This window comes from Arcticibacter sp. MXS-1 (assembly GCF_041902385.1).
GTDB lineage: Bacteria > Bacteroidota > Bacteroidia > Sphingobacteriales > Sphingobacteriaceae > Arcticibacter.
This window is the reverse complement of the sequence record NZ_CP169244.1, coordinates 3,241,862-3,265,831: the sequence shown is the minus strand read 5'-3', so window position 1 is coordinate 3,265,831 and position 23,970 is coordinate 3,241,862. Positions and strand designations below refer to the sequence as shown.

18 protein-coding genes are annotated in these 23,970 nt (G+C 47.5%); 6 read left to right on the top strand and 12 right to left on the bottom strand.

Annotated elements, in window-relative coordinates:
- The first annotated feature begins 345 nt into the window (after positions 1-345).
- The 3 genes from ACES2C_RS14105 to ACES2C_RS14095 are packed head-to-tail and all read left to right on the top strand — an operon-like array spanning position 346 to position 5,383.
- A complete protein-coding gene (locus tag ACES2C_RS14105) occupies positions 346-3,417 on the top strand; it encodes a SusC/RagA family TonB-linked outer membrane protein (RefSeq protein WP_374163725.1) in 3,072 nt (1,023 codons plus the stop codon).
- 11 nt (positions 3,418-3,428) lie between these two features.
- Positions 3,429-5,261 (top strand): RagB/SusD family nutrient uptake outer membrane protein, encoded by a 1,833-nt coding sequence (locus ACES2C_RS14100; RefSeq protein WP_374163724.1) that lies wholly within the window; start codon positions 3,429-3,431, stop codon positions 5,259-5,261.
- Complete coding sequence (locus tag ACES2C_RS14095; RefSeq protein ID WP_374163723.1) at positions 5,258-5,383, top strand: hypothetical protein; 126 nt, start codon at positions 5,258-5,260, stop codon at positions 5,381-5,383. Before ACES2C_RS14100 ends, ACES2C_RS14095 begins: the two co-directional genes overlap by 4 nt.
- Positions 5,384-5,680: 297 nt before the next feature.
- Here ACES2C_RS14095 and ACES2C_RS14090 read toward each other — a convergent pair whose 3' ends face one another.
- Positions 5,681-6,820, bottom strand: coding sequence for a response regulator (locus ACES2C_RS14090; RefSeq protein ID WP_374163722.1), 1,140 nt, complete (start codon positions 6,818-6,820; stop codon positions 5,681-5,683).
- Positions 6,817-9,678 carry a two-component regulator propeller domain-containing protein gene (locus ACES2C_RS14085; protein ID WP_374163721.1) on the bottom strand — a complete coding sequence of 954 codons (2,862 nt, stop codon included), beginning with the start codon at positions 9,676-9,678 and terminating at the stop codon, positions 6,817-6,819. Before ACES2C_RS14085 ends, ACES2C_RS14090 begins: the two co-directional genes overlap by 4 nt.
- A 348-nt stretch (positions 9,679-10,026) precedes the next feature.
- Here ACES2C_RS14085 and ACES2C_RS14080 point away from each other — a divergent pair, with 348 nt between their 5' ends.
- Positions 10,027-11,502 carry an alpha/beta hydrolase family protein gene (locus tag ACES2C_RS14080; protein ID WP_374163720.1) on the top strand — a complete coding sequence of 492 codons (1,476 nt, stop codon included), beginning with the start codon at positions 10,027-10,029 and terminating at the stop codon, positions 11,500-11,502.
- A 25-nt stretch (positions 11,503-11,527) separates the two neighbouring features.
- Here ACES2C_RS14080 and ACES2C_RS14075 read toward each other — a convergent pair whose 3' ends face one another.
- The 3 genes from ACES2C_RS14075 to ACES2C_RS14065 are packed head-to-tail and all read right to left on the bottom strand — an operon-like array spanning position 11,528 to position 13,163.
- Positions 11,528-11,911: a hypothetical protein gene (locus ACES2C_RS14075; protein WP_374163719.1), complete on the bottom strand. Its 384-nt coding sequence runs from the start codon at positions 11,909-11,911 to the stop codon at positions 11,528-11,530.
- A gap of 2 nt (positions 11,912-11,913) precedes the next feature.
- Positions 11,914-12,186, bottom strand: a complete 273-nt coding sequence (locus ACES2C_RS14070; RefSeq protein ID WP_374163718.1) for a hypothetical protein — start codon at positions 12,184-12,186, stop codon at positions 11,914-11,916.
- Between the two features lie 5 nt (positions 12,187-12,191).
- The gene (locus tag ACES2C_RS14065; RefSeq protein ID WP_374163717.1) at positions 12,192-13,163 is read right to left on the bottom strand and encodes a hypothetical protein; all 972 of its coding nucleotides are present in this window, start codon (positions 13,161-13,163) and stop codon (positions 12,192-12,194) included.
- 77 nt (positions 13,164-13,240) lie between these two features.
- On the opposite strand from ACES2C_RS14065, the gene ACES2C_RS14060 reads away from it, so the two are divergent.
- The gene (locus ACES2C_RS14060) at positions 13,241-14,956 is read left to right on the top strand and encodes an RluA family pseudouridine synthase (protein ID WP_374166957.1); all 1,716 of its coding nucleotides are present in this window, start codon (positions 13,241-13,243) and stop codon (positions 14,954-14,956) included.
- Positions 14,957-15,128: 172 nt separating this feature from the next.
- On the opposite strand, the gene ACES2C_RS14055 is transcribed toward ACES2C_RS14060, so the two are convergent.
- The 4 genes from ACES2C_RS14055 to ACES2C_RS14040 form a co-directional block, all read right to left on the bottom strand.
- Positions 15,129-15,764 (bottom strand): nucleotidyl transferase AbiEii/AbiGii toxin family protein, encoded by a 636-nt coding sequence (locus ACES2C_RS14055; RefSeq protein WP_374163716.1) that lies wholly within the window; start codon positions 15,762-15,764, stop codon positions 15,129-15,131.
- 3 nt (positions 15,765-15,767) lie between these two features.
- The gene (locus tag ACES2C_RS14050; RefSeq protein ID WP_374163715.1) at positions 15,768-16,268 is read right to left on the bottom strand and encodes a HigA family addiction module antitoxin; all 501 of its coding nucleotides are present in this window, start codon (positions 16,266-16,268) and stop codon (positions 15,768-15,770) included.
- 580 nt (positions 16,269-16,848) lie between these two features.
- The gene (locus ACES2C_RS14045) at positions 16,849-17,205 is read right to left on the bottom strand and encodes a S41 family peptidase (RefSeq protein WP_374163714.1); all 357 of its coding nucleotides are present in this window, start codon (positions 17,203-17,205) and stop codon (positions 16,849-16,851) included.
- Positions 17,180-18,040 (bottom strand): hypothetical protein, encoded by an 861-nt coding sequence (locus tag ACES2C_RS14040; RefSeq protein ID WP_374163713.1) that lies wholly within the window; start codon positions 18,038-18,040, stop codon positions 17,180-17,182. The genes ACES2C_RS14045 and ACES2C_RS14040 overlap by 26 nt, the downstream gene beginning before the upstream one ends.
- 303 nt (positions 18,041-18,343) lie before the next feature.
- Between ACES2C_RS14040 and ACES2C_RS14035 the strand changes: the two genes are divergently transcribed.
- Positions 18,344-20,440 (top strand): HRDC domain-containing protein, encoded by a 2,097-nt coding sequence (locus ACES2C_RS14035; RefSeq protein WP_374163712.1) that lies wholly within the window; start codon positions 18,344-18,346, stop codon positions 20,438-20,440.
- Positions 20,441-21,200: 760 nt separating this feature from the next.
- On the opposite strand, the gene ACES2C_RS14030 is transcribed toward ACES2C_RS14035, so the two are convergent.
- The 3 genes from ACES2C_RS14030 to ACES2C_RS14020 all read right to left on the bottom strand — a co-directional run bounded on the left by ACES2C_RS14030 (position 21,201) and on the right by ACES2C_RS14020 (position 23,969).
- Positions 21,201-21,686 (bottom strand): ankyrin repeat domain-containing protein, encoded by a 486-nt coding sequence (locus ACES2C_RS14030; protein ID WP_374163711.1) that lies wholly within the window; start codon positions 21,684-21,686, stop codon positions 21,201-21,203.
- A 64-nt stretch (positions 21,687-21,750) separates the two neighbouring features.
- Positions 21,751-23,388, bottom strand: a complete 1,638-nt coding sequence (locus ACES2C_RS14025) for a catalase (RefSeq protein ID WP_374163710.1) — start codon at positions 23,386-23,388, stop codon at positions 21,751-21,753.
- A gap of 56 nt (positions 23,389-23,444) precedes the next feature.
- On the bottom strand, positions 23,445-23,969 hold the full coding sequence (locus ACES2C_RS14020) for a ClbS/DfsB family four-helix bundle protein (RefSeq protein ID WP_374163709.1): 525 nt from the start codon (positions 23,967-23,969) through the stop codon (positions 23,445-23,447).
- Between the last annotated feature and the right edge of the window lies 1 nt (position 23,970).

Sequence of the window (23,970 nt, the reverse complement as noted above, 5' to 3'; positions counted from 1 at the left end):
AGAGAAAGAATCGGTTAGAATGGCCCAAGGGAAGTAACTCAGATTTGAACATCTCTTCTACAAAATTGACGATTCGTCACCACCGCTTCGTGCTCTCCGCGCTACTTTAGCCTTTGTAACCGATTGCGTTGTACCGAATAAAAGGAAGGAAATTTCTAGAGGGAACCGAATTTGCTTGGTCCGGTGGACAAGGGACAATGCAAGATTTGCAAAATTGTAATTCGAAAAAGAAAGCTAACACCAATTAACCTAGTGCTATGAAAAGGTATATCAGAGGTCCCACTTAATTCACGGGAATATTTATTATTTATGTCTAAACAGTTTTAAACCTTCAATTAGAAACTAATGAATAAACTACTATTAAACCATTATAGAAAGAGCCTACTCCTAATCTTTTTCTCCCTGATGCTTTCAGTCGCAGCCTATGCGCAGACAAAACAGATCAGAGGAACAGTGGTAGATGAAAAAAATGAACCACTGCCAGGAGCAACGCTAAAAGCCAAATCAGGAAGTGGCTCAGCCACTACTGATATCAATGGAAAGTTCGCCATGACGGTGCGAGCAGCGGAACAGACGCTTGTTGTATCGTTCGTAGGCTATAACTCACAGGAGGTAAGAATCGAGGGGCAAGGTCCTCTTTCGATTAAAATGGTTCCCAGCAGCCGGAGCCTTGAAGAAGTTGTGGTAATCGGGTACGGAAATCAGCGAAAAGAAGCAGTGACCGGCTCTGTTGCATCGATTCGCGGAGAAGCTATTCGCGATGTTCCCGCCGCAAATATCTCACAAGCGTTGCAAGGGCGGCTGCCCGGTGTCCAGTTCGCGCAAACGTCTTCCAAGCCTGGGGCTCAGATGCAAATCCGCATTCGTGGAGTTCGTTCCCTCAACGCCACCAATGACCCGCTGGTTGTCCTCGACGGAATTCCCTTTCCAGGGCAGATCGGCGACCTTAACCCAAATGACATTAAGAGCGTCGACATCTTAAAAGATGCCTCTGCAACCGCCATCTACGGTTCAAGAGGTGCCAATGGCGTGATCTTAGTCACGACAAACAAGGGACAAGCCGGACAAAAAGCAAAACTAAACTACAACAGCTTTATTGGCGCGAAAAAACTGTTTGCCCCATTCCCGATGATGAACGGACAGGAATACGTAGCGCTGAGAAAAGCTGCCGGACAGTACTCCAACTCGCAGGACGAGTTTGATGACGTGAATACAGACTGGCAAGACCTTCTCTATCGTACCGGTATGACAAACAGTCAGGATTTAGGTATCATGGGTGGCACCCAGGACGGTAGCTATAACGTAAGTGCGGGCTATTACAAGGACCAGGGCGTTATCCCTACACAACAATACAGCCGGTACTCCTTACGTGCGGCAATAGACCAGAATTTAGGTAAACTCTTTCGGGTAGGCTTTACTACTAACAACAATTATAATAAAAGCGAAGGCTCTAATGTGGGCATCTACGGTGTACTTTCAATGTCGCCAATTGCGAATCCATACAATGCAGATGGCAGCTGGAAAAGAACAATCAGGATGCCTTTAGATGAGCAGTGGTCATATTCAAGAGACATTGTAGAAGACTTAAGAGATAAATGGCTTAGTGAAACCAGGGCTTTTGCATCCTATAACAGCGCATACGCAGAGGTAAAAGTACCTGGCATTGATGGTTTAAAATACCGTGCCAACCTTGGCTTAAATTACCGGCAGAGTAACGGGGGAGACTTCACAGGCCAGGGAATCACTGCCTCTAACCCCCTTACCGTATCCACTGCGAGCGTGACCAATTCTCACGTAGCTGACTGGACGATTGAGAATCTCCTCACCTACGACCGGACTTTTGCCGGCAAACACCAGGTCAATGCTGTGGGCTTGTATTCTGCATCTCAGAATAAGTTTAACAGATCCAGGATGGCAGCGAAGGATATTCCCCTGGAATCGTTTCAATTTTACAACTTAGGTCAGGCCGCGGGTGAGATTACGGTTGCCCCCGGCGACCAGAAATATGAACTGAGTGGCCTTATGTCGTGGATGGGGCGTGTCATGTACTCGTATGACGACCGTTATATGATTTCGGCAACTGTACGGTCTGATGGATCGTCCAGGTTAGCACCAGGACATAAGTGGCATACTTATCCTGCCGTGTCCGTGGGATGGAACGTTGGAAGGGAATCCTTTATGAAGGGCCTGGATTTTGTAAACATGCTGAAACTGCGTGTTGGCTATGGCCAGACCTCAAATCAAGCTATACTTCCGTATTCCACTCTCGGCTTGCTCGACACCCGGCCCTACAACTTTGGGCCTACTGCCTACAACACCGGCTATTTTGCATCGCAGCTTCCGAACCCTAATCTTGGCTGGGAGTACTCGAAGACAACCAACTACGGTCTCGACTTTGCGTTTCTGAATAACCGTCTCTCAGGTACAATAGAATACTATACAACCAAAACCAAAGACATTCTCGTCCCTCTGCCCCTTCCCGGGACCTCAGGAGTGAACAGTGTGATGTCCAACGTTGGGTCCACAGAAAACAAAGGTCTTGAGCTTTCACTAAACGGCGTCATCTTAAGCAATAAGAATGGATTAACATGGGAAGCTGGTATAAATCTCTATGGCAATCGAAATAAGTTAACTTCACTTGCTTCAGGATTACCGCGGGATGAAGGTAGTTGGTTCTTCGTCGGTCAGCCGATCAACGTCATCTACGACTACGAGAAGATCGGCCTATGGCAGGAAGGCGATCCTTTCCTTACCCAATTTGAACCCGGTGGCAACGTGGGTATGATCAAAGTGAAATATACTGGTGATTATAATGCGGATGGCTCACCTGTGAGGCCTGTCGGGCCTCTGGACAGGCAGGTCATTAAAGTAGATCCGAAATTCGAAGGCGGGTTTAACACACGACTGGCATATAAGGGCTTTGACCTCAGTGCTATTGGAGCTTTCAAAAGCGGTGGAATTTTGATAAGCACCCTTTATTCGTCTTCAGGGTACCTAAACATGCTGACCGGCAGACGCGGAAATGTGAAGGTAGACTACTGGACTCCCGAAAACACTGATGCCAAATACCCGAAACCTGGAGGCAAAGGAGGCGACAACCCTGAGCACGGGAGTACACTAGGATATTTTAGCGCCTCTTATCTGAAAATCAGGACCATATCTTTAGGTTACAACTTTCAGAATAGCGGTTGGTTAAAAAAAGCAGGCGTCGACAGATTGAGAGCGTATGCAATGGTTCAGAATCCCTTCGTTCTCTTCTCCCCTTATCATGATGAATCCGGAATGGATCCGGAAACAAACTCCTTAGGTGACGAGAACGCAGCTGTAACTACAACTTATAAGCCCCGACTGCTTACAATTGGGACGAATGCCCCTTCTACCCGGAACTATCTCTTCGGCGTAAATTTGACCTTTTAATCTTTGAGAATATGAAACGAATACATATAAAAGCTTTTATAGGAACGGCAGTGACGGCCTTGTTCCTTGCAGGATGCTCGGACATACTGGATGAACAACCGCGGAGTATCTACACCCCGGACTTTTTCAAAACAGAACGAGGGGTTCTGGGAGGAGTAACATCGATGTATGGCCACCTTCGTTACATATATGGCCAGGGCTACTTCTATAACGCCTCTCAAACAGGCACCGACGAGGCCACCTATGGGCAGAGCGCAGACCCCAACTTCAAAGATCTCGATCTTTCAGGTGCCGGCCAGATAACGGCGAGCAGCAGCCGGGCAGACGTGCTGTGGAAACCCGCTTTCTCCAATATCAACACAGCAAACGGTGTAATTGAGAATGCGCAAGCAGCCGGGGGAATATCAGACGCTATTGTCGCTGAAGCCCGATTCTTTCGAGCATTTGACTACTTCATGCTTGTGCAAACATTCGGAGGCGTATCTTTGGATTTAGGGGCTGGTGAGCTGAAGTTTAACACGAACCCGGTAAGAACTTCCGTCCGGAACACTGTGCCTGAAGTTTACACCAAAGCGATATTCCCCGACCTTTTAAAAGCGGTCAATGACCTGCCTGCGACCGGACGAGTGACAGGAGGTGCAACCAAAACTCTTGCACGTTTGTACCTCGCAAAAGCTTATCTGACCTATGGCTGGTGGCTGGAAAACCCTAACGGCATTCCAACTTATCCTGAGGCTGCGCGTACTGATCCGGATGGACATAATGCACAATGGTATTTCCAGCAGGCTTACGATATAGCTACAGCAGCCATAGCAGATCCGGGCCCTTTCGGATTACAGGCTACTTATTATGACGTTAATCTGGCCCAGAACGACCGCAACAAAGAAATTCTGCTTTACGCGGACCATACAGAAAGCAGTGAGTATTATAATGGCAGTAGCCTTACCTATGCAAACGGTAGTGATTTTGATAATTTTGCGAGCTGGATGATGACCTGGAACTATCCTGACCTAAGGAGCTATAAGGCCGACGGAACCGCTGTCGGCTCTGTTCAGCGCGAAGCAGAGCAGCACCTGGGACGCCCGTGGACACGTATGTGTCCGCCTATTGGCGTCATTACCAACACATTCTCCGACAAAACGCGTGACTCCAGATATGACGGCACGTTTACAACCGTGTACCGCGGTAACTGGGACAAAGCAAAAGTAACAGACGCGTTTTTAAACAATGCGAACAACATGCCCGTTCGTCCTGGGGAGGCAATTTTAACATTCCTGGATGAGGAACCAGCAACTCCGATTAGCTACCCGAGAGAAGGTGAAGCAGGCAGGAGTAATATCGGCGCCGGAACTCTGCCTGGACGCGCAGACTATGTCATATCGCCCGAGGGGATTAGCAGGATCGTTTATCCCGGGCTTTGGAAAATTGGACCATACAGAACAGATAACGCGGGCGGTTTAGGACAGCCTAACGCAGGGAGCACACGTCCGTTCAACATAGCGAAATTTTCAGAGCTGTACTTCATCGCCGCAGAAGCTGCGGTAAAAGGAGCTGCAACCAAAGCAAACCAGACAGCGAGAGACCTCATCAATGTGATCCGCGCGCGCGCGGGAAAATGGCGCTGGAATAATAACGGAAATGCTGCAAAAGTGGAAGATAACAGCGCAGCGATGACAAGTGCCACCCCCGCGACCATAACGATTGATTACATTCTGGCTGAACGCTCTCGCGAATATTACGGAGAAGGATACCGCTGGTATGACCTGGTACGCACACAGAAATGGGCGGAGGTTGCCGGCTCATATAGAATATGCGGGGACAAAAAGGGGCGCACACGCCTATGACAGTTAATCGTACCATAGAGAAGTTCCATTACCTCCGGCCGATCCCCCAGGTTCAACAGCTCGACGCAATGGATGCAACTCCTGACGAGAAAGCTAAATATCAGAATCCGGGCTATAATTAGACTTAGCCGCAATAACAATACAAAGAAGGCCGCTCGGGATTTTCCAGGCGGCCTTCTTTGCTTTACTGATACCAGTATAGTTTTCCAGGCGCCTCAATGCAATCGCTTCTTCACGCTTAGATCCGCACCCCTCCAGCTGGTTTCTGTGCAAGTCTATCTCACGTCGTTTTTCTTCGCGCAGTTCAACACATCCTTTTTCCGCTCCTTTTTATGAACAGAAAACAGCCGACTTACTCACGTCTATCTTTGTCGCCATCATTCGCCAAACTTTTCTTATAGTTCCCAGACGCCTAAATCTCACTTCTTCTCGCTGTTCCTCTTCAGACTAATATATTCAGATGGCTGCATATTGAACCGGTTTCTGAAGGATCGTGCAAAATAGTTTGGCGTGGCAAAGCCAACTGAATAGCTGACCTGAGCAACGTTCATATCACTTTTTTCCAGAAGGACTGCTGCCCGGTCGAGCTTTACTGACCTTATAAACTCGACAGGAGTTTCACCTGTGAGCTCAAGCATTTTGGTGTAAAGAGATCCTCTGCTCATCCCAAGCTCCTTAGCCAGTATCTCTACCGAAAGCTGAGGGTTCGTGAGATTCTCGTCTATATAACGAATCACTTTGTTCAGCAGCTTCTCCCCGTCCGATTCGACTTTTACTTCAGGGGCAGCAACTTTTATCTGTTTGCTGTATGTAGCTTTAAGCCGTTCATTCAGTGCTAACAAGTTGCGTATCTTGAGGTCCAGGATTGAGAAATTACAGGGCTTGGTCATATAGTCATCTGCCCCTATCTTCAATCCCTGAACTTGCTCTTCCTCCGCGCTCAGCGCCGTTAGCAGCAAGACGGGAATATGACAAGTCCTCTTGTCCGACTTGATTTTACCGCAAAGGTCTATCCCATTAAGGTAGGGCATACTGATATCGCTAATCACAACCTGGGGGTGAGCCGCCAGAACTTTCTGCCAGCCCTCCTTTCCATTGGCCGCTTCTATTACCCGGTACGCCGTCTTGAGATTCTCCTTAAGATAAAACCGAAAGTCCTCATTATCCTCCACCAGAAGGACTACAGGCAACGTCGCTGGAGACGAGGGAGAGGAAAGATCCTGGTCAGCCTCGCCGGTCTCATCTGCTATTTGTATAACTGCATCCTCTTCCAGTACAAAGTCATCTTCTATCTTTCGAAGAGGTAAATGAATAATGAAAGCGGAGCCTTTCCCCTCGATGCTTTGAACGTCGATTGTGCCGCCGTGGAGTGAAACAAACTCTTTGGTGATGGACAGGCCGATACCGCTTCCCTGATTCAGAACAGCGGCAGCCGTTTCCGCCTGAAAGAACCTGTCAAACACTTTCATTCGCTCTTTCTCCTGAATCCCGATACCCGTATCACTAATCTTAATCAGGACGCCTTCCCTGTCTCCAGCAGTTTCAATACTGAGCGTCACCTCTCCCCGGGTAAGGTAAACTTAAAGGCATTAGAGAGGAGATTGAAAAATACCCTTTCTATTTTGTCATGATCAAAAAAAGTAAAGAAATCCCTCAGCGAACTCCTGAACTCAAAATGGATTTTCTTGCGTTCGGAAAGATCACGGAAAGAATCGGCGACATCTCTGGCAAAAGAGATCAAATCTCCCTCCCGAGCATTAAGACGAAGTTCTTTCTGCTCCATATTTCTAAAGTCTAAAAGCTCGTTTACCAGGTTCAGCAGTCTTCTCGCATTTCGTCTGATCATGCCCAACCGGTCCGACTTGTGTCTGCTCGTTTCCTGCTGAAGAAGCTCTTCGACAGGGCCAATAATCAGGGAGATCGGCGTTCTGAATTCGTGGCTCAGGTTGGTAAGGAACTTGATCCTTAATTGATCAAACTCATGAACCCGCTCTGCTTCCCGGCGCTCCTGTTCGATCTGCTGCTGCACTCTTAAACGCTCCTGTTCCAGCGCAAACCGTGCTTTAAGTTTCTGGATGCCGCGGTAGCGCAGGTACCAAAGCATAAAACCAATGAGCACAAAATAAAAGCCATAAGCATAATAAGTGAGCCAGAACGGCGGTCTGACGATCACTCTGATCGTCGTAACTCCGGTACTCCAGTCGCCCGAATCCGTTGTCGCCTTCACTTTAAAAAGGTACTCGCCAGGATCGAGATTCGTATAAACCGCCGTATTTACCGGACCAACCTTATTCCAGTCTTTATCAAAGTTGTCAAGCTTGTACAGATACCTGTTCTCCTCTGGCGAAGTGTAATTTAAAGCAACAAAACTGAGGGAAAAATTTTGTTTGTAATCCAGACGTATTTCGCGCGCCACTGATATATTCTCCGTGATTTCAGCATCTTCTGACGGTATTACACTCTGATTGGACACCTTCAGGTCAGTCAGAACAACTGCCGGAACGTTCTTATTCACCCGAAGCTTCTCCGGCTTAAAGAAATTGAAGCCCTCTACTCCGCCGAAGAATAGTGTTCCATCCACAAGTTTGACCCCGGCCCCCGAAACGAAGGGACTGCGCTGCAATCCATTATGGTATGAATAGTTAATAAACCGTTCTTTTTTTCGGTCAAAACAGCTTAGCCCTTTGTTCGTACTTACCCATATTTTGCCGAGCCTATCCTCCAGTATCTTATAGATCACTCCGTTTGCCAGACCGTTCTTTTCAGAATATGAAATAAACTGGGATCTTTTATCATCATAACGCGAAAGGCCTCCTCCACCCGTTCCCACCCATATTGAGCCATCGGATCCCGCTGTAATTGAAGCTACTTTATTACTGGGCAGTTTACTATTCTCCTGATTTAAGACCTTCCAGTGCCCGGTAACGGGATTATAAACAGTAATGCCCGACCCGTTCGATCCTATCCACAAGTTGCCTTTGCTATCCTCTTCTATTGCCCGGATGAACCCATTAGTTTCAATCCGTCTGCCGCCCGTCTCATTACTGCTAAAGTGTCTGAACACATTCTCATCAGGGAAATAGCAATCGAGCCCCTGTCCGTTGGTACCGATCCAAACATTCCCCCTGCTATCCTTTTTGATACAAAAAATATCATTTCCACTTATACCGCCGGAAGCCTTTCGAAGCTGCCTGCTCTTTCCGGTGCGGGTGTCAAGGACAAACACCCCGTGCAGGAACGTGCCGATCCACACCTCAGAACCGACCTTTTCCATTGTCAGGATCTGCAACCCCTGACCTCGCACGATGTTTGAGAGTGGTATATGATTAAAAATACCGCTTGCAGGATCGAACAGGTTCAGACCTCCCCCGTCCGTCCCTATATAAACCTTTCCCGCCGGCCCGGGAGCAAATGACGTTACTACAGGTGCACTGAGTCCGTTAGGATCGAATACATTACTTTGCCTGAAGTTAAAGAACGCCAGGTTTTTATCATATTTATTCACTCCATTCCTGAATGTAGCGACCCAGTACACGCCATGCTGATCGACCAGAATTGCCTTAACCGACTTCCCAAGCAGCCCGTACTTATTGCGCTCGCTTGGCTCAATACGCTTCACCTTTCCAGTGGTTCGGTTTAGAATACTAAGCCCTTCTTCGGTCCCCACCCATAGGTCGCCATTCGAATCAGCCGCAACAGAATAAATAATATCGCTGCTCAGGGTGAACGGATCATCAGCACGGTTTCGATACGTATCAAAGGTTTGAGTGTCTGGCCGGAGTCGGTTTAAGCCATTATCGGTCCCGATCCAAATAGTACCGAAACGATCTTCGCAGATAGCTCTTACTATCTTGCCCGATAAACCGGAGCGACCGGCATCCTCCTGACCGAACTTTGTAAAAGTCTTCTTCTGGTTTGAGTAGACATAAAGCCCGTGACTTGTACCCGCCCATACCCGGTCTTTACTATCGCAGAACAACCTGATAATGGCACCAGTTAATAGAGTGTGCACCCCGGCAGCTTTAAAATCAAGACGAAGCCTTCTACCGCTCGAAGCGTCCCAGACAGACACTCCGTGATACCCGGCTGCCCATATTCGCCCCGAGTGGTCGCTGCAAATTGAGGTAACCGGATTGTTTGCATCCTTGAAATACTTGACGAAGTTGTCTTTCTTGCGATTATACATTTCCAGTCCTGCCCCCGTACCGATCCAAAGGTTGCCCTTCCGGTCTTCGTGAATGTCCAGAACATCATTTGAAGAAATGCTGCCCCCATCCCCTGGGTCGTGACGATAGATAGTAAAATGACTTCCGTCGAATTTGTTCAATCCGTCATCGGTTGCAAACCACATATATCCATAGCGATCTTTAAGGATTGCATTGACGGTATTAGATGACAAGCCGTCCCGGCTTCCCATATTCATAAAATTGAACTCAGGATCCTGAGCGGCTGCCGGCCGGAGAGAAAAACAAAACAGTACGGTAAAGAGGCCCGTCAATCTTAAACACCCTTGCACCCCTCTCTGAAGGGTGCATTCATACAACATTCTAAAAACGGCTATTCTGCCCATGCTCTAATTGGCTAGATTTCAAATACAAGTTGATCAGCGGCACTAAAGTTAAGGATTGTGCAACAGATTGCATAAAAGAAAAAGGGACCGCCATGCTGAGGCCTTTAAAGGAGTGGAATTGAGTCTGCTTCATTATAAACGAAAGATCCGTGTGCAGAAATAGTTATTTTCGCAGCAAAAAATGATGTTCTTCAGATGCAATATCAAATAAACAGAGGACAGCTGCACTCTTTTTTCCTCCGTTCTGTTAAAAACTATTCGGACAGAGCCTCCCGGCACTTTACTCAGCTGCTCGCTTTAGCTGCTCTGCTCCTGGCAGCCATTGATTCAACTGCCGGTACTACAGCAGGAACATGGTTGAGCATGACAACGGGTGAGCCCGCCCGATATACAGTAAAGGAATCGCCCCGCCCGGCGAAAGACTACGCGGGCAACTACATCACCGTTGTATACCTGGAAAACCTGAGGGTGAAAAAAATCGGAAGAAACACCAATCCTCAGAACGTCAAATGGCTTCTATCGCAAGGCTACCGGGTAATTGAAATAGATTACCGGAAACATCCCAACACCATCAGTCCAAAGATTAATGCTGAGATCATCGCCATTAACGACTCGATTGCAGCTGGCAGCTTCTGCGGACTGCAGAATTGCTCGCGTTACCAGTCCTATGTACTTTTTGAAGGCTATCGCATTGCCCGGAACGTTCCCTACTTCGAAGATGATCCGGGTGTTTATAACACGCCTGAAGAGTACACAAAAGGCGACATGCTGCACATGGACATCATTTATCCGGCTAACCCTTCCACCGCAGTTTCTACCATCCTGTCTTTCTCATACTCAAACAGCTACGCTACCTACGACGCAGGGAAAAAGATGCTCACTGATGCCAATAAGGACCAAAGACTGCATCTTGGCAACACACTGGCTGGCTTTAATGACTCATTTCTCGAAGGGGCCCCTGCTGAAGGCATGGCATGGGCAATAGCTGATCACCCCAAATATTGCCCATGGGGAAAAGGCAAACCAAAGGGCGGGAAGAACGACACATACAAATCATATGAGACCAATCCCGATGCCGTGCGAAAGGTAAAGTCGGCTATCCGCACGCTTCGTGCTCTGGGAAGAGGAATGGGGCTCTCAGGCAGAATCGGCATATTCGGCTTTTCCCGTGGCTCTACTGCCGGCTCTCTTGCTATCGGGGACCGGAAGGTAGCCGAATTTGAAAACGCAGGATTTAATCACGGCGTATCAGATGCGGTGCAAGCTGCCGCCCTCGGTCCTGGTGTCTTCAACTACACGTGGATTTACCACGTACCCAACGATGGAGATTCTAATTTGGAAATAAGATGCCCCTGGGCATGGGGGCCGCTCGATCAGAATTACGCCCTGTGGGAAAGTATGGGCGCCAGTTACCTTGCTAAAACGTCTGCCACCGCGCCAGTCCTGTTCTTCTATAATACCGACGATGAACGTTATTATCAGGATCAGGTTACCCGGTTCAAAAGTCAGCTCGATTCATTAAAAGTACCAAACTCCATACTTTTCAATTATGGCACGGGACATTCAATCCCTCAAACAGACTCGTCGTTAACCTGTCTTTATAACTTTTTTAAGAACTACCTGTATCCCCCACAGGAGATAAGGAAACGGCGAAAAGGAGGCGCGAAGTAAACTTGCCATTTCATCGGCAACGTCTCTAATCCTGCTCAAAAGAGCGCAGGGTCCCGTCTTCGTTATACTCGATCGAAAATCTCTCCCTGGTGTTCGAGATAGTTCGCGGATACCATCTTATCTTATTGTTATACGTCACGACATAAACCGTGTAATCAGTCGATCCACTTCCAATCTCGGTCATCTTTTCCTTCATAGCTTGATATACATGAGCCGCGTTTTTAAAAGGAATTTTATCAAGACTTACCAGGTCTTTCTCCACATCGACAGACTTTGACAGCACCAATGGGTTTGGCCCTTCCCATATCCCGTTCCGGTAGTAATACTCATCCACGTATTTTAGTGTATCAGGGTTCTGAATACGCAACAATATCCGGTAGTTATCATAAAAATGAATAGACTGGTACACCGCTACTTTTTTCCCTTCAGCTTCGGAAGGTTACGAAGGAGCTCTTCTGCTTGACGCAGCTCCGAAACATCTCCTGCAAACCCACGCTTCTCTTCCTGGCTCTCCCGTGTCTGCTCAGAAACAACCCCTGTGTCCTGAGTACCTGACCGGGATGCTTTGTTATCAAGCACCGGTCCTGCCTTTGTATCCTGAATTGATTTCCGAAACTTCTCGCAGGAACTGAAAGTCAGGCTCAGCCCCAAAAGTATTAAAAGCGCATTTTTTCTCTTTATCATAACGATCATGAGTTCACATCCTCCTCAAATAGCACGTTTGTTTGCTCCTTCGGATCATAAAAGACAGTCTTTTCTGACTCAGTCTTAACGAGGCCAATATCTACAAGCGGCACGATCTTAGTTATTGTTGAACGACGGACCTGGCCGCCGGCCTCAAACTCCACGTCAAATTTTACTTCCGGCTGCTCGTTGATGTACGTGCCTGTCTGCGTAACGTTCGTAACCTTTGCTCTGGCACGCCGACCTTTGAATTTCAGCACGTAGGTCCCCCTGCCTATATTCATTTTTGGAAAGATCAGGAACCGCAGAAAAAGGTAAACAATGGCAGTAAAAAAGACAATACAGCCGGGAGAAACAATAAGGGGATGCCCCAGGGTCATAAAACGCCATCCGTAGCCCGCATTCTCCAGATCATAAGAAAAGTTATAATAATATAGAACTGCGGCAAGAAAGAGCGTCCAAATCAGAAAATACCAGGGCCTTACTTTGCCGACGCTCCCTTCCAATACCACATAAGGAGCCTTTTTAAGGGACTCATCCAGCCGCAGGTACACAGTCTTTCCAGTCGCATACCGTCCCTCGTCTGACTCTGAATCCTGCACTTGCAGATCATGCCTTACCGTCTCGCCTTCCAGATTCTCAAACTCGAGCGTAAGCAAGCGTGATGTCTCGTTTGGTGCCTGCTTACCCTCCGGCTTCACTCCCACGATCCGGGCATTTAGCCTTTTTCCTTCCAGCATAAGTTTCTCCATTCGGCCCCTGGCAACAAAGGAATTCTTGATCAAAAGAAAGAAGGTAAAAAGAAAGACAACGCCCCAGAGCAGTACGCTTAAGCCAAGATAAAAGAAAGCGATGCTGGGATTGACTTCAACAAGATTACCACGCGAGTAGTCAGTATGGTAGTAGATAATGGCAGGATGTGCAAAAATAAAGTACAGGATAAACAGTATCCAGAAAAGTGCGAAAAAACGCTTCATAGTAGTCGTTCAGGGCTGCAAAAATACTTTTTTTATTTGCTCCATCAATATTTTCAGCAAACAGCTAATTTCGCGTGATGGAATACGGGACGATATGCGCGGAAGCCTTTCACTTGTTCAGCAAAGACGACTGGAACGAAGCGTTACCTGAAAAGTTTACGTATCCCTTTTGCTACGACGCTCATCCATTGGCAAGAATAGCCGCTTCTCAGGTCCAGGATTTCCTGAACAACTCCTACGACAATGAACACAACTTCGGCGTTGACCCTGATCATGATGGTATGGTGATCGGAAAGATGTTCGGCGTTCTTGTCGTCAGAACACACGAAGGACAGCTCGGATTTCTTGCCGCTTATTCTGGCAAACTGGCGCAAGGCAGGCAACACCCTTACTTCGTACCTCCCGTCTACGATGTATTTCAGGAAAACGGGATGTATCTGAATGAACTGAAACACCTCGTTGCTCTCAACGACCAGGTTGATTTGCTGGAGCAGGATTCCATGTTCCTGTCGCGGAAGCTGCAGTTGACGGAAATGCAGAGAATAGCCGCAGGCGAAATAAACACAAGAAAGAAAAACCTCTCTGTATGGAAGAAAGAACGCCAGCAGCGAAGAACGGAAGCACAGACTTCCCTGCCGGCAGAAGAATATGCAGCCTTGCTTGAGAAGCTTAAAAATGAGAGCCTGAAGCAAAAGTTCGACTTAAGGATGCTGACCGCCAGCTGGCAGGATAAACTTCAGGCCATTGAGAAAGACATCAATGACCACCTCTTCAAGATCGAGCAGCTGAAAGAAGAACGAAAACAACGCTCCGCAAGCCTTCAGAGACAGCTTTTCGACAGCTACAGGTTTCTGAACGCAAAGAAGGAATGGAAAAGCCTGCTTTCCATCTTCACCGACGAGCTCGGCCTCGTCCCTCCTGCCGGTGCAGGTGAATGCGCAGCGCCCAAGCTTCTGCAATATGCCTATTTACATAATATGGAGCCTATTGCCATGGCCGAATTTTGGTGGGGACAATCTCCCAAATCTGAAGTGCGCAGGCATGGAGAATTCTACCCCGCCTGCAGGGGTAAATGCGGACCAATACTCGGCTTTATGCTTGAAGGCCTTTCTGTTGACGACAATCCTCTTGAAGCCAATCCGGCGGATGGCAAGGAAATGGATATCGTTTTTGAAGACGAGAAGATCATCGTGATCAACAAACCGGCAGAATTTCTTTCGGTACCCGGCAAGTATGTGGTCGATTCTGTCCAGACACGTATTCAGAGCTTGCACCCGGAGGCAATACTGGTGCACCGCTTAGATCAGAGTACCTCGGGGATTATACTGGTAGCAAAAAACTACGAAAGCTACGTGTACCTGCAAAAGCAGTTTGTCAAAAGAACAGCATCAAAAAGGTACCTTGCCGTACTGGACGGCAATCTTCAACAGGACAGCGGCCTCATTGACCTTCCCCTTCGTGTCGATCTGGACAACCGCCCCCACCAGGTGGTATGTTACGAACATGGCAAGCCTGCCCAGACGCGATACGAAGTTCAAAAAAGAGAGAACGGCTTCACGTACATTTACTTTTATCCCATCACCGGCCGCACTCATCAGCTCAGGATGCACGCCGCGCATCCTCTCGGACTCAACATCCCCATCCTTGGCGACGACCTTTATGGCAACAAGAGCACACGCCTGTTCCTGCACGCCGAATACCTCGAGTTCAATCACCCCAAAACCAAAGAGCGGCTTTCCTTCACCGTTCCAGCTGATTTTGAGTTAATAACGAAATTGAGAGCCACTTCTTAGTACAAGCTCTCTCTTTTTTTGATACTTTTCTTTCCCTTTTGAAATCAATATGATAAAAGCTAAGCGGCATTGAACATTGAGTTGATATGGTGTTTATACTTTCTAACGCCTTGTTAGTTAGTAAATAAGCAGATATAATTTTCACATACCAGTACTTAGATGTTCCTGTATTTCAAACTAGCTCCTCGAAATCGTCCTTTATAAATTGCCAGATTTTACCCTTTAGGCATACTGGATCAAAGTCAGCATCGGCAGAAGAAAAATCAACGAAATTTTTCCGGATTAATGCAGGATCATGAGTCCATTCAAAGCGCCTTTTATGTAATTCGATCATTTCATCAATTGTATAATCATTCAATGCTTCATGCAGATCCCAAAAATCCTTTTTTCTTCCTCCTCTTTGGATAACATCAACTTTCATCGCAACAATTTCATCTACTGTAGCCATCCGAACGCCATCGGCTGTTACAGCATTCTGGAAAAAAGGATCCGTTGAATAATATAAATCTAATTTTATTGACCCTGTCTCGTTGTTTCCAATGAGATAGGATTTACCCATTCCAGAAGCGCCACCAAAATCACCCTCTGTATGGCTAAATGTTTCTTTCAAAAACTTTTCAATTATATCAAAGTCTATTGAACCATAAGGCGCATCTGAGAACAAATCGATATCTATAGACATTCTATGTCCTAAATGCAGACTTAATGCTGTTCCTCCAACAAGGCGAAAAGAGGCAAGCACAGGGGAGTGCATTAAAAGAAGAAGCACCTCCTTTAGATTAACACTTACAGTATTCCAGAAGAGCATAGATTATTTTACTTTTTTATTTCGAAAGGTCAGCTCAATTTTATCCGTTGCATTATCGCTCCCTACAACCTCCTTTACTTTCTCTTTACCGTAAAACCTGATCATCTCTTCTTTTTCCTGATGATTACCCCGCTCGAACACCCGTTTGATTACGGACTTATATTGGTGTTCCCAATCAATTTTGGCAATGTTAGTATCCCAAAAAAGTGCATTACGGAGGACAGCTAAATCGGGGCGCTTGTTCGTTTCTAACCTTACTTTTTGAATTTCATAATAAGCCTGAAGAATATGCATAGTTCCCTCTTCCAATCCAAGTGCCCGGTCGATTTTCAAAGAGAGTTCAGGAGTAATTGCACGTTTTCCTTTCGTAATTGCATTAAGTGTTTGTGGGTACACTTGTAAGGAAAGTGCAAAGCGAGCCTGTTTCAAATTCTTCTTTTTCAACTCCCGCTCAAGTATTATTCCTGGATGGATGCCCTTATACTTTTCAACTAGCCTGTCCATAGTCAAATATAAACAAATTTGCTTATATTTCGTTTCCTAACCATCTCAAGCGGCTTTACGCGCCCTGAATCAGCTTTGGGAAGCTGGAAGATAAACTTTTCAAAGAGTCTAATGTACACTGCATCATTCAACTCTGTATCTATTACGGACGGACTTGAGTAGCTGATTAAGTTATTGGAGTAATTCGAAAGATATTGGATATAACCCTCCTTCAAGCAGATTGTCCCCTATACGCCGAATTTAAGATGAGATCTCTATTGGCCTCCAAAGACACCTTGACCAGTGATCTGAGAGCCGTTTTTATCAGATTGTAAGCATCACTGGAAATCATCTGTTTTACCACTGATAATTTCTCTGCGGAATACTGAAAGCGTGAATGATTTCCGTCGGCCATTAAAAGCCCAATACTCACCTTCTCGTCCACATTAGGACGAATAGCCAATAGACTATTGAGTAAAAGGCTTTCATATTCTTTTTAACGTATAAATCTCTGTATTAGTTCTTTGAAGTTACGATATTACTAGCTGTCATACGTTTACTAAACAAACTCAGGCTTGCACAGCTTACTACCTTTTCTACCTCACCGATTCTTCTGACGCTCTATCATGGCTTGCACTTGCTCTAACCAGTCGCTCCTGCTATGGAGAAGAACATCCGGCGCCACCCCTACCTCTTCATACTTCAGAAACCCGCCGCTGTCTTTCATGTCAGTTGGATAAAATTTAAAGCGGCCGGTCGGCAAAAGCAATGTACGACCGGAATTATTTCCGTAAGTAATTGTTCCATCTGTCTTCTCCCCATACAGAGTTACGTTTTTCAAAGCTTTAAGCCTGACAGCAAACTGTTCGGCGTTACTGTATACCCAGCTATTGATCAGAACGTAAACTTTCCCCGGCGTGAGTATTTCTTTATCAGATCGTAGAACTGCCGGGAGCACTTGTCTCCCCTCCCATATTTCCCCGAATATCAACAATCAGATGATCCGAAATTAAGGAGTCCTTTATACTTTCAGCAAAGGCGGAAGCTCTTTTCAAATTCTCGTCCGACGAATAAAACGTTCCGAGATAGAGGTAAGCTGTGTTTGGCCCGATCTTACGAAAACGGTAAGGCTCTCCCGGCCAGAACTCCGAATGGGAAGGCTCTACTTCTTTGCGCAGGTCACAAACATGAAAACGGCCATGCGTTACCCTTACACCTGGAGAATAGAGTAAAGACCGCGACTGCGGATCAACCAAAATCATCCTGAAGGAGTCGCCGCCGCACTGAAAAAGGGTTCCCAGCAATTGCCCTGGCGAGAAGGCCTTCGCCTGAGATTCAAGCACTACGCAATTTAAGCTATCCTTCGTAGTTGTACGATAAATACCAACCAACATCTGCTTTCCGGCGTGGTAGATTCCTTCAACGCTATCCCGGGGGCTATGCTTTAGGACATTCTTAAGAGAATCCAGATCCTCTGCGACAAAGGGCATGATCGAAATGGCATCGCTTTCATTTCTCAAGGGCATCCAAAAAGCCAGATGTTTATCTTTAAATGGCCACAGCAAGGATGAAAGCACGGTAAATGTATCAACAACGCTCTTCCCAACCTCCCTTGATCGCAGTTGCGTGTAGAGCTTGTCATAAGCGGCTTTCTCCTTTCCCCTGACCTGATCATGGTAGGCGGGCAACTTCTTTGCTGCCTGATAAAGAAAATCGAGGTCTTGCTGGTACGAGTTCTGTGCAAAAACACAGTTGAAGGCGAATAACAATAAGACTACCAAAAATAACTTCATTACAGAAAGGTCTATAAATTACGATTGTCTTTATTATGATTTGTCAGCCGCCTCCCCCGGGCGCCTCTGAAAAAACGATCAACTACAGCTTGCATAACGAACTTTATTGGCACGACGACTTATCGCAGCACCAACCTATTGTCCCCGTCTCTCCAAGTAGTACTATAAAAGGCCTCTATCAAATATAGAAAATTTGCCCGGTCTCCCTATTGCGTTTTACTTTAGGCCCAGATGGAGAGTGCGCCATAAAATAGTAGTGCCCGCCTTACTCCTGCCTTCCGCATATAACCTTACCTTTGCCGCATGATTCTGACTGAGACGCACGAGCTGATTTTAAAGTTTATTGAAGAGACCGATAGCCCTTTGTTCCTCACCGGGAAAGCGGGTACCGGAAAAACCACCTTCCTGAACTATGTTAAGGCAAATGTATCTAAGAATCTCGCGGTGGTGGCTCCTACCGCCGTTGCTGCCATTAATGCGGGCGGAGTCACTATAAATTCCTTTTTTCAGGTGCCGTATGGCCCATTGATATTTGAAGAGGGCAATGAGCCGTATACGCAGAGCTCGCCGGCAGCGGATAAAGTAAAACTGCTGCTCCGCCTGGAGCTCCTGATCATCGATGAGGTCAGCATGGTGCGCTGTGATATGCTCGACTATGTTGACCGCATGCTCAGGACCACCAGAGGATCTTCCCGGCCCTTTGGCGGTGTCCAGGTCCTGATGGTGGGCGACCCCTATCAGCTTCCGCCGGTATTCGAGAAAGACTGGGCGCTCTTGAGTAGGTTTTACGAGGGCCCTTACTTCTTTAACAGCCGGGTCTTTAAGCAGCACCAGATTGTGACATTCGAACTTAAAACGATCCACCGGCAGTCCGATCCAACCTTCATAGGCATACTCAACAGCATCCGCGATGCCAACATCAACGACGAGCACCTCAGCGTGCTGAACGGACATTTAATGGATGAGGGAAACGCCGTGGATGTAACTGATTATGTGACCCTGACCACTCATAATAAGCTGGTCAAGGAAACAAATGAACAACGCCTGGCCGCACTTCCGGGCGAATTGTTCACCTATGCCGCTTCGATAAGTGATCATTTCCCTGCCGAAGCTTATCCTGCAGAAGAAAAACTTCAGCTGAAGGTGGGCGCGCAGGTGATGTTTATCAAGAACGACTCATCGGGCAAAAAACAATACTATAACGGGCGAACAGCAAAAGTGACCGAACTTGCCAAAAATCACATCAGGGTAGAGTTCAGGGATGATCATTCAGAGTTGGATGTGCCCCTGGAGACCTGGCAAAACGTCCGCTATGCGCTCAGCGAGGGTGAAAAAGAAGTATCAGAATCAAACGCAGGTACTTTCACGCAATACCCGCTGCGACTGGCCTGGGCCATCACTATCCACAAGAGCCAGGGATTAAGCTTTGACAAAGCCGTTATTGATGTAGCCAGCTCCTTTGCACACGGGCAGGTGTACGTGGCACTGAGCCGTTGCCGCAACCTGCAGGGCCTGCTGCTCCGCAGTCCCCTTCGCCGGGAGAGCGTGATGACCGACCTCCGCATCGTAAATTTCATGAGAGAAGCTACCTGTGAGGAACCGGACGGCGCAGCGCTTGAGAAGGCCCGGCACCTGCAGGAGACCTCTGCCCTGCTGGATCTGTTTGATTTCTCTCTTAGCGATAAAATGATCAGATGCCTCCAATCTGCTGTACGAAGCAAGATTCCGGCCGGCCTTTATAATTCCTTGCCCCAATTAGATGCCGCTCTTGCAACACACGAGACGATCAGAAAAGTTGCAGCACAGTTTAGCCGCCAGGAACTCAGCGAGGATGCCTTGCCACTTTCTCCGCTTCTTCAGGGTGCCACAAAAGAGCGGTTGGCAAAAGCTGCCACTTATTTCAGCGCCCAGCTGGCGTTACTGGCTGAACAAATCAGCAAAAGTTTTCAGGAAGCCTCAACAATTGATGTTCCCCCTGTATATTTTTCCCTGTACAATCAGGTAGTGTCTGTGATGCAGATGAAACTTAGCGCCATGACGCAGCTTCCGGCAGCGGACTCAATCACAGGCATTTCAAAAGAAGCCATAGAAGCGGGACTGAACTACGAGCATGTGTATAGTCACGCGAAACTTAAAAGCCTTGTACTCGAAAAACAGCCCGCCAACCCTGCGCTTTTTGAAGAACTGTTAAAGTGGCGCAAATCTGTAGCGGGGCAAAAAGGCCAGATGGATTACACCATTATGCCGGAGAAAGCACTCTGGGAAATAGCAGATAAACAACCCTCGTCGCTCACTCAGCTGGCAAAGATCAAATCCTTCGGACAAGGCAATACAAGCTTGTACGGTGAGGATATTTTAAAGCTCGTTCGCGGAAGTCGCGGCGAGCAGTCCCTTTTTTAAGCTCGTTACACCATCCTGGATGGCACCACTTGGCACTGTATTTAGCCTTCTCAGTTCTTTTTTCCTTGCTTGAGCTTGTCTCCTGACTATTACATGGGACGTACCTCGTTCGTCGGTTTACCGTCTGTTTTTTTACTCCCCGTAAGCCAGGAAACGAAGCGGAGACGGAAAAACGACGGCCAGGAGACGAAAAAACGTAAAAGCAGAGACGAAGCTGAAACGAACCTGAAACGAAGCAGAAACGAAGCGGTGACGGCGAACTGACGGCAAACTGACGAAGAACTAACGAAGAGCTGACGAAGAACTAACGAAGAGCTGACGGCAAACTAACGAAGAACTAACGAAGAGCTGACGACAAACAGACGGCAAGCAGTCGAGGAACAGACGGGGTAGTGTTCAATTAAGTGTGTCAGTCTTTAGAAACCGGTCTCCAAAATAGAGGTTTAGCTCATGGCGAATGAGCTTCCAACCAAACATTTCACCCTGCCATTTGGCATTGGCGTTTATAGTGGCTAGCGGTCGAAGAGCAGACGAATTCCCGACAAAGCAGACCGAGCAGCAATGTGAGTAATGTTTGATTAAGTGAACATTTCACGGCTTATCTCCACCCCGCTGAAAATGCGGTAATAAAGACTGCTGCCCCGAATAAAACAGAGAAAATTCTAAGGCTGGCATGCGAAAACAGGATGGCCACCGCTATGATCATAGAGGACAGCGTCTTCCCGGCCGGGAAGGTCAGACAGAAGATCAGCCGCGTTCTTTATAAAACTTTCTCAGCCTCCAAAAGCTCGATGGCTTCCACATTCCCCTGCTGCACGGCAAGGTCGAGCGCGGTGAGGCCCCGGCTTTCGCGGATCGTTTTATCGGCTCCGTGGGTCAGGACTACTTTCACCAGCTCATTCCGGCCGAAAAGAGTAGCAAACATAAGGGCGGTCCCACCATTCCCATGCCGGGCATTGAGGTCCGCACCGTTGGCAATTAGCAGCTCCGCAATTTCAGGATAGCCTTTAAAGCACACGCCCATCAGCGCCGTATTGCCTCCAAAGTCCTGAGCGTTCACATCGGCACCGGCGTCCAAAAGGAACTTTGCCGCATCCAGCTGACCATTGTAGGCAGCAATGATAAGAGGCGTATAACCACGGGCGTCGCGGACGTCAATATCTTCTACCCTCTTAATTAAGTCCTGTAACGAGGAGATATTACCGGTTCTGGCGGCATCGAAAAGGTCACGAGTAATTGTATCCATTGATTGCAAACTCTTTTAGAACAAACAAAAATGCGAGAGGCACTTCTGTTTGCATTTTTCATATTTAGTAAGGATTGGCGCTTTTTGAAACCTCTTCGGCCTGCTTTACGGCGTCATCGGCATCAGAAACGGCACCAGTGCCCATTTTCATTTCTGCAGCCTTTTTCAAGCCTTCAGAGACCCGGGTACCGTAATCGTCGTCGCAGGCATAAAACATTTCAATCATCTTATCCTGTATCTCCTTCCGGCATTTTGATAATGCGTCGACAAGGTTGAAGATCAGCTCATCCCTTTCCCAGGCTTCGAAGTCCCTATACGTTTCGCCGGCCTGCTTAAAGTTGTTCTGACGCTCTATTTTCGCCCTTACCAGGGCGGCATTGTAATGGGGAGTATATTCTTTGCCAGGCCTTTCAGCTTCCTTTAATCCTCCTATGGTAGAGGGCTCGTAGTTGATGTGCGGGTTCATACCTTCCACTATATCCTGCCTGTAAGCCATCTGGCCATCGCGCTGATTCGTCGCTACATGGTTTCTGGGTGAGTTAATGGGCAGTTGCAGGTAGTTCGTACCCACCCGGTACCGTTGCGTATCTGAGTAAGAAAACGTTCGCCCCTGAAGCATTTTATCGTCCGAGAAATCAAGTCCGTCCACCAGTACGCCGGTACCGAAAGCCGACTGTTCCACCTCTGCAAAGTAGTTCACAGGGTTCTTATTGAGGGTCATTTTTCCCACGGGCAGCCATGGGAACTGCTCTTTAGGCCAGATCTTGGTATCGTCAAGCGGATCGAAGTCCAGCTCGGCGTGATCGTCGTCACTCATGATCTGGACGCAAAGTTCCCACTGAGGGAAATCGCCACTCTCGATCGCTTCATACAGGTCCTGGGTAGCATGATTGAAGTTTTTGGCCTGAATTTCCTGGGCCTGCATGGTGGTGAGGTTCTTAATGCCCTGCAGCGGTTCCCAGTGATACTTCACCAGAACTGCCTGCCCCTCCTTGTTCACCCACTTATAGGTATTCACGCCCGATCCCTGCATATGCCTGTAACTGGCCGGAATACCCCATGGTGAAAAGAGGAAGGTGATCATATGCATTGCTTCCGGGGTATTGCTGATAAAGTCGAACTGCCTTTCAGGATGCTGGATGTTAGTGACAGGATCAGGTTTAAAAGCGTGAATAAAATCGGGGAATTTCAGGGCGTCCCTGATGAAGAATATCTTGAGGTTGTTTCCGACCAGGTCCCAGTTGCCGTCTTCTGTATACATCTTCACGGCGAAACCACGCGGATCACGAAGAGTCTCGGGAGAATGGCCACCATGGATCACACTTGAAAAACGCACAAAAAGCGGCGTTATTTTCCCTTTTTCCTGAAGGAACTTTGCTCTCGTATACTTCGATACAGGCTCATCTCCAACCATGCCGTAGGCCTCGAAATAGCCATGAGCTCCTGCACCACGGGCGTGTACTACCCGTTCGGGCACCCGCTCTCGATCAAAATGAGACATCTTCTCTAGGAACTGGTAGTTCTCCAGAGTAGCAGGGCCGCGGCTTCCTACCGTTCGCAGGTTCTGATTATCATAGACCGGGTGACCCTGTCTCGTCGTCAGGATGTCAGACTTTTCTTTTCCTGAGCTTCTGATTTCTTTCTGCTTGGCTTCAGCATTTTCATTGACTAATGAAAGGGAGGAGTTTTCTTGCTGGTTCATTGGCTTGCTGTGTTATAATAAACGTACCAATGAAACAAAGCTTAACCTCCATAGTTTTAAGAGCTTACAAATTTAAGGAAGCTTTTCTTTTTCCACTTTCTGATGCGGTTTCGGGCATTTGAGTAGGGCGACGATGTATTGAACTGGATCATTCGCCCAAGGGTCCATTTTCCGTACCAGTCTTCCTGGTAAAGTTCTTCATCCGTTTTCCGGTCAATTAGCTCCATTATGTCAGATACTGTAGCCATTAACGCCTCTTTAACCTCGTTGTAGGTGAGCCCTTCATAGTCATTATAAAACTTGCAGGCCAGCTTCCCAAGCTCATTCCATTTGTAGCCGGTTTCCGGAAAGTCGACAGGCAGCCCGCCCTCCTTCCCTTTGTTCCATTTCAGTACCAGCTGGCCCCAGCCCAGCAGGTAAGCAAGAAGCTCTTTAAGTGTGATCACCGAATCTTTCACGTGCCCCTCAATGGAACGCTCCTGTGCTACGCTTTCGGTCAGCCCGTCCAGCTCCTTCAGTAGTTTGGCAAAATTTAGTTCAATAGCTGCTATAAGTTCTTTTTTATTCTGAGGTACAGGCATT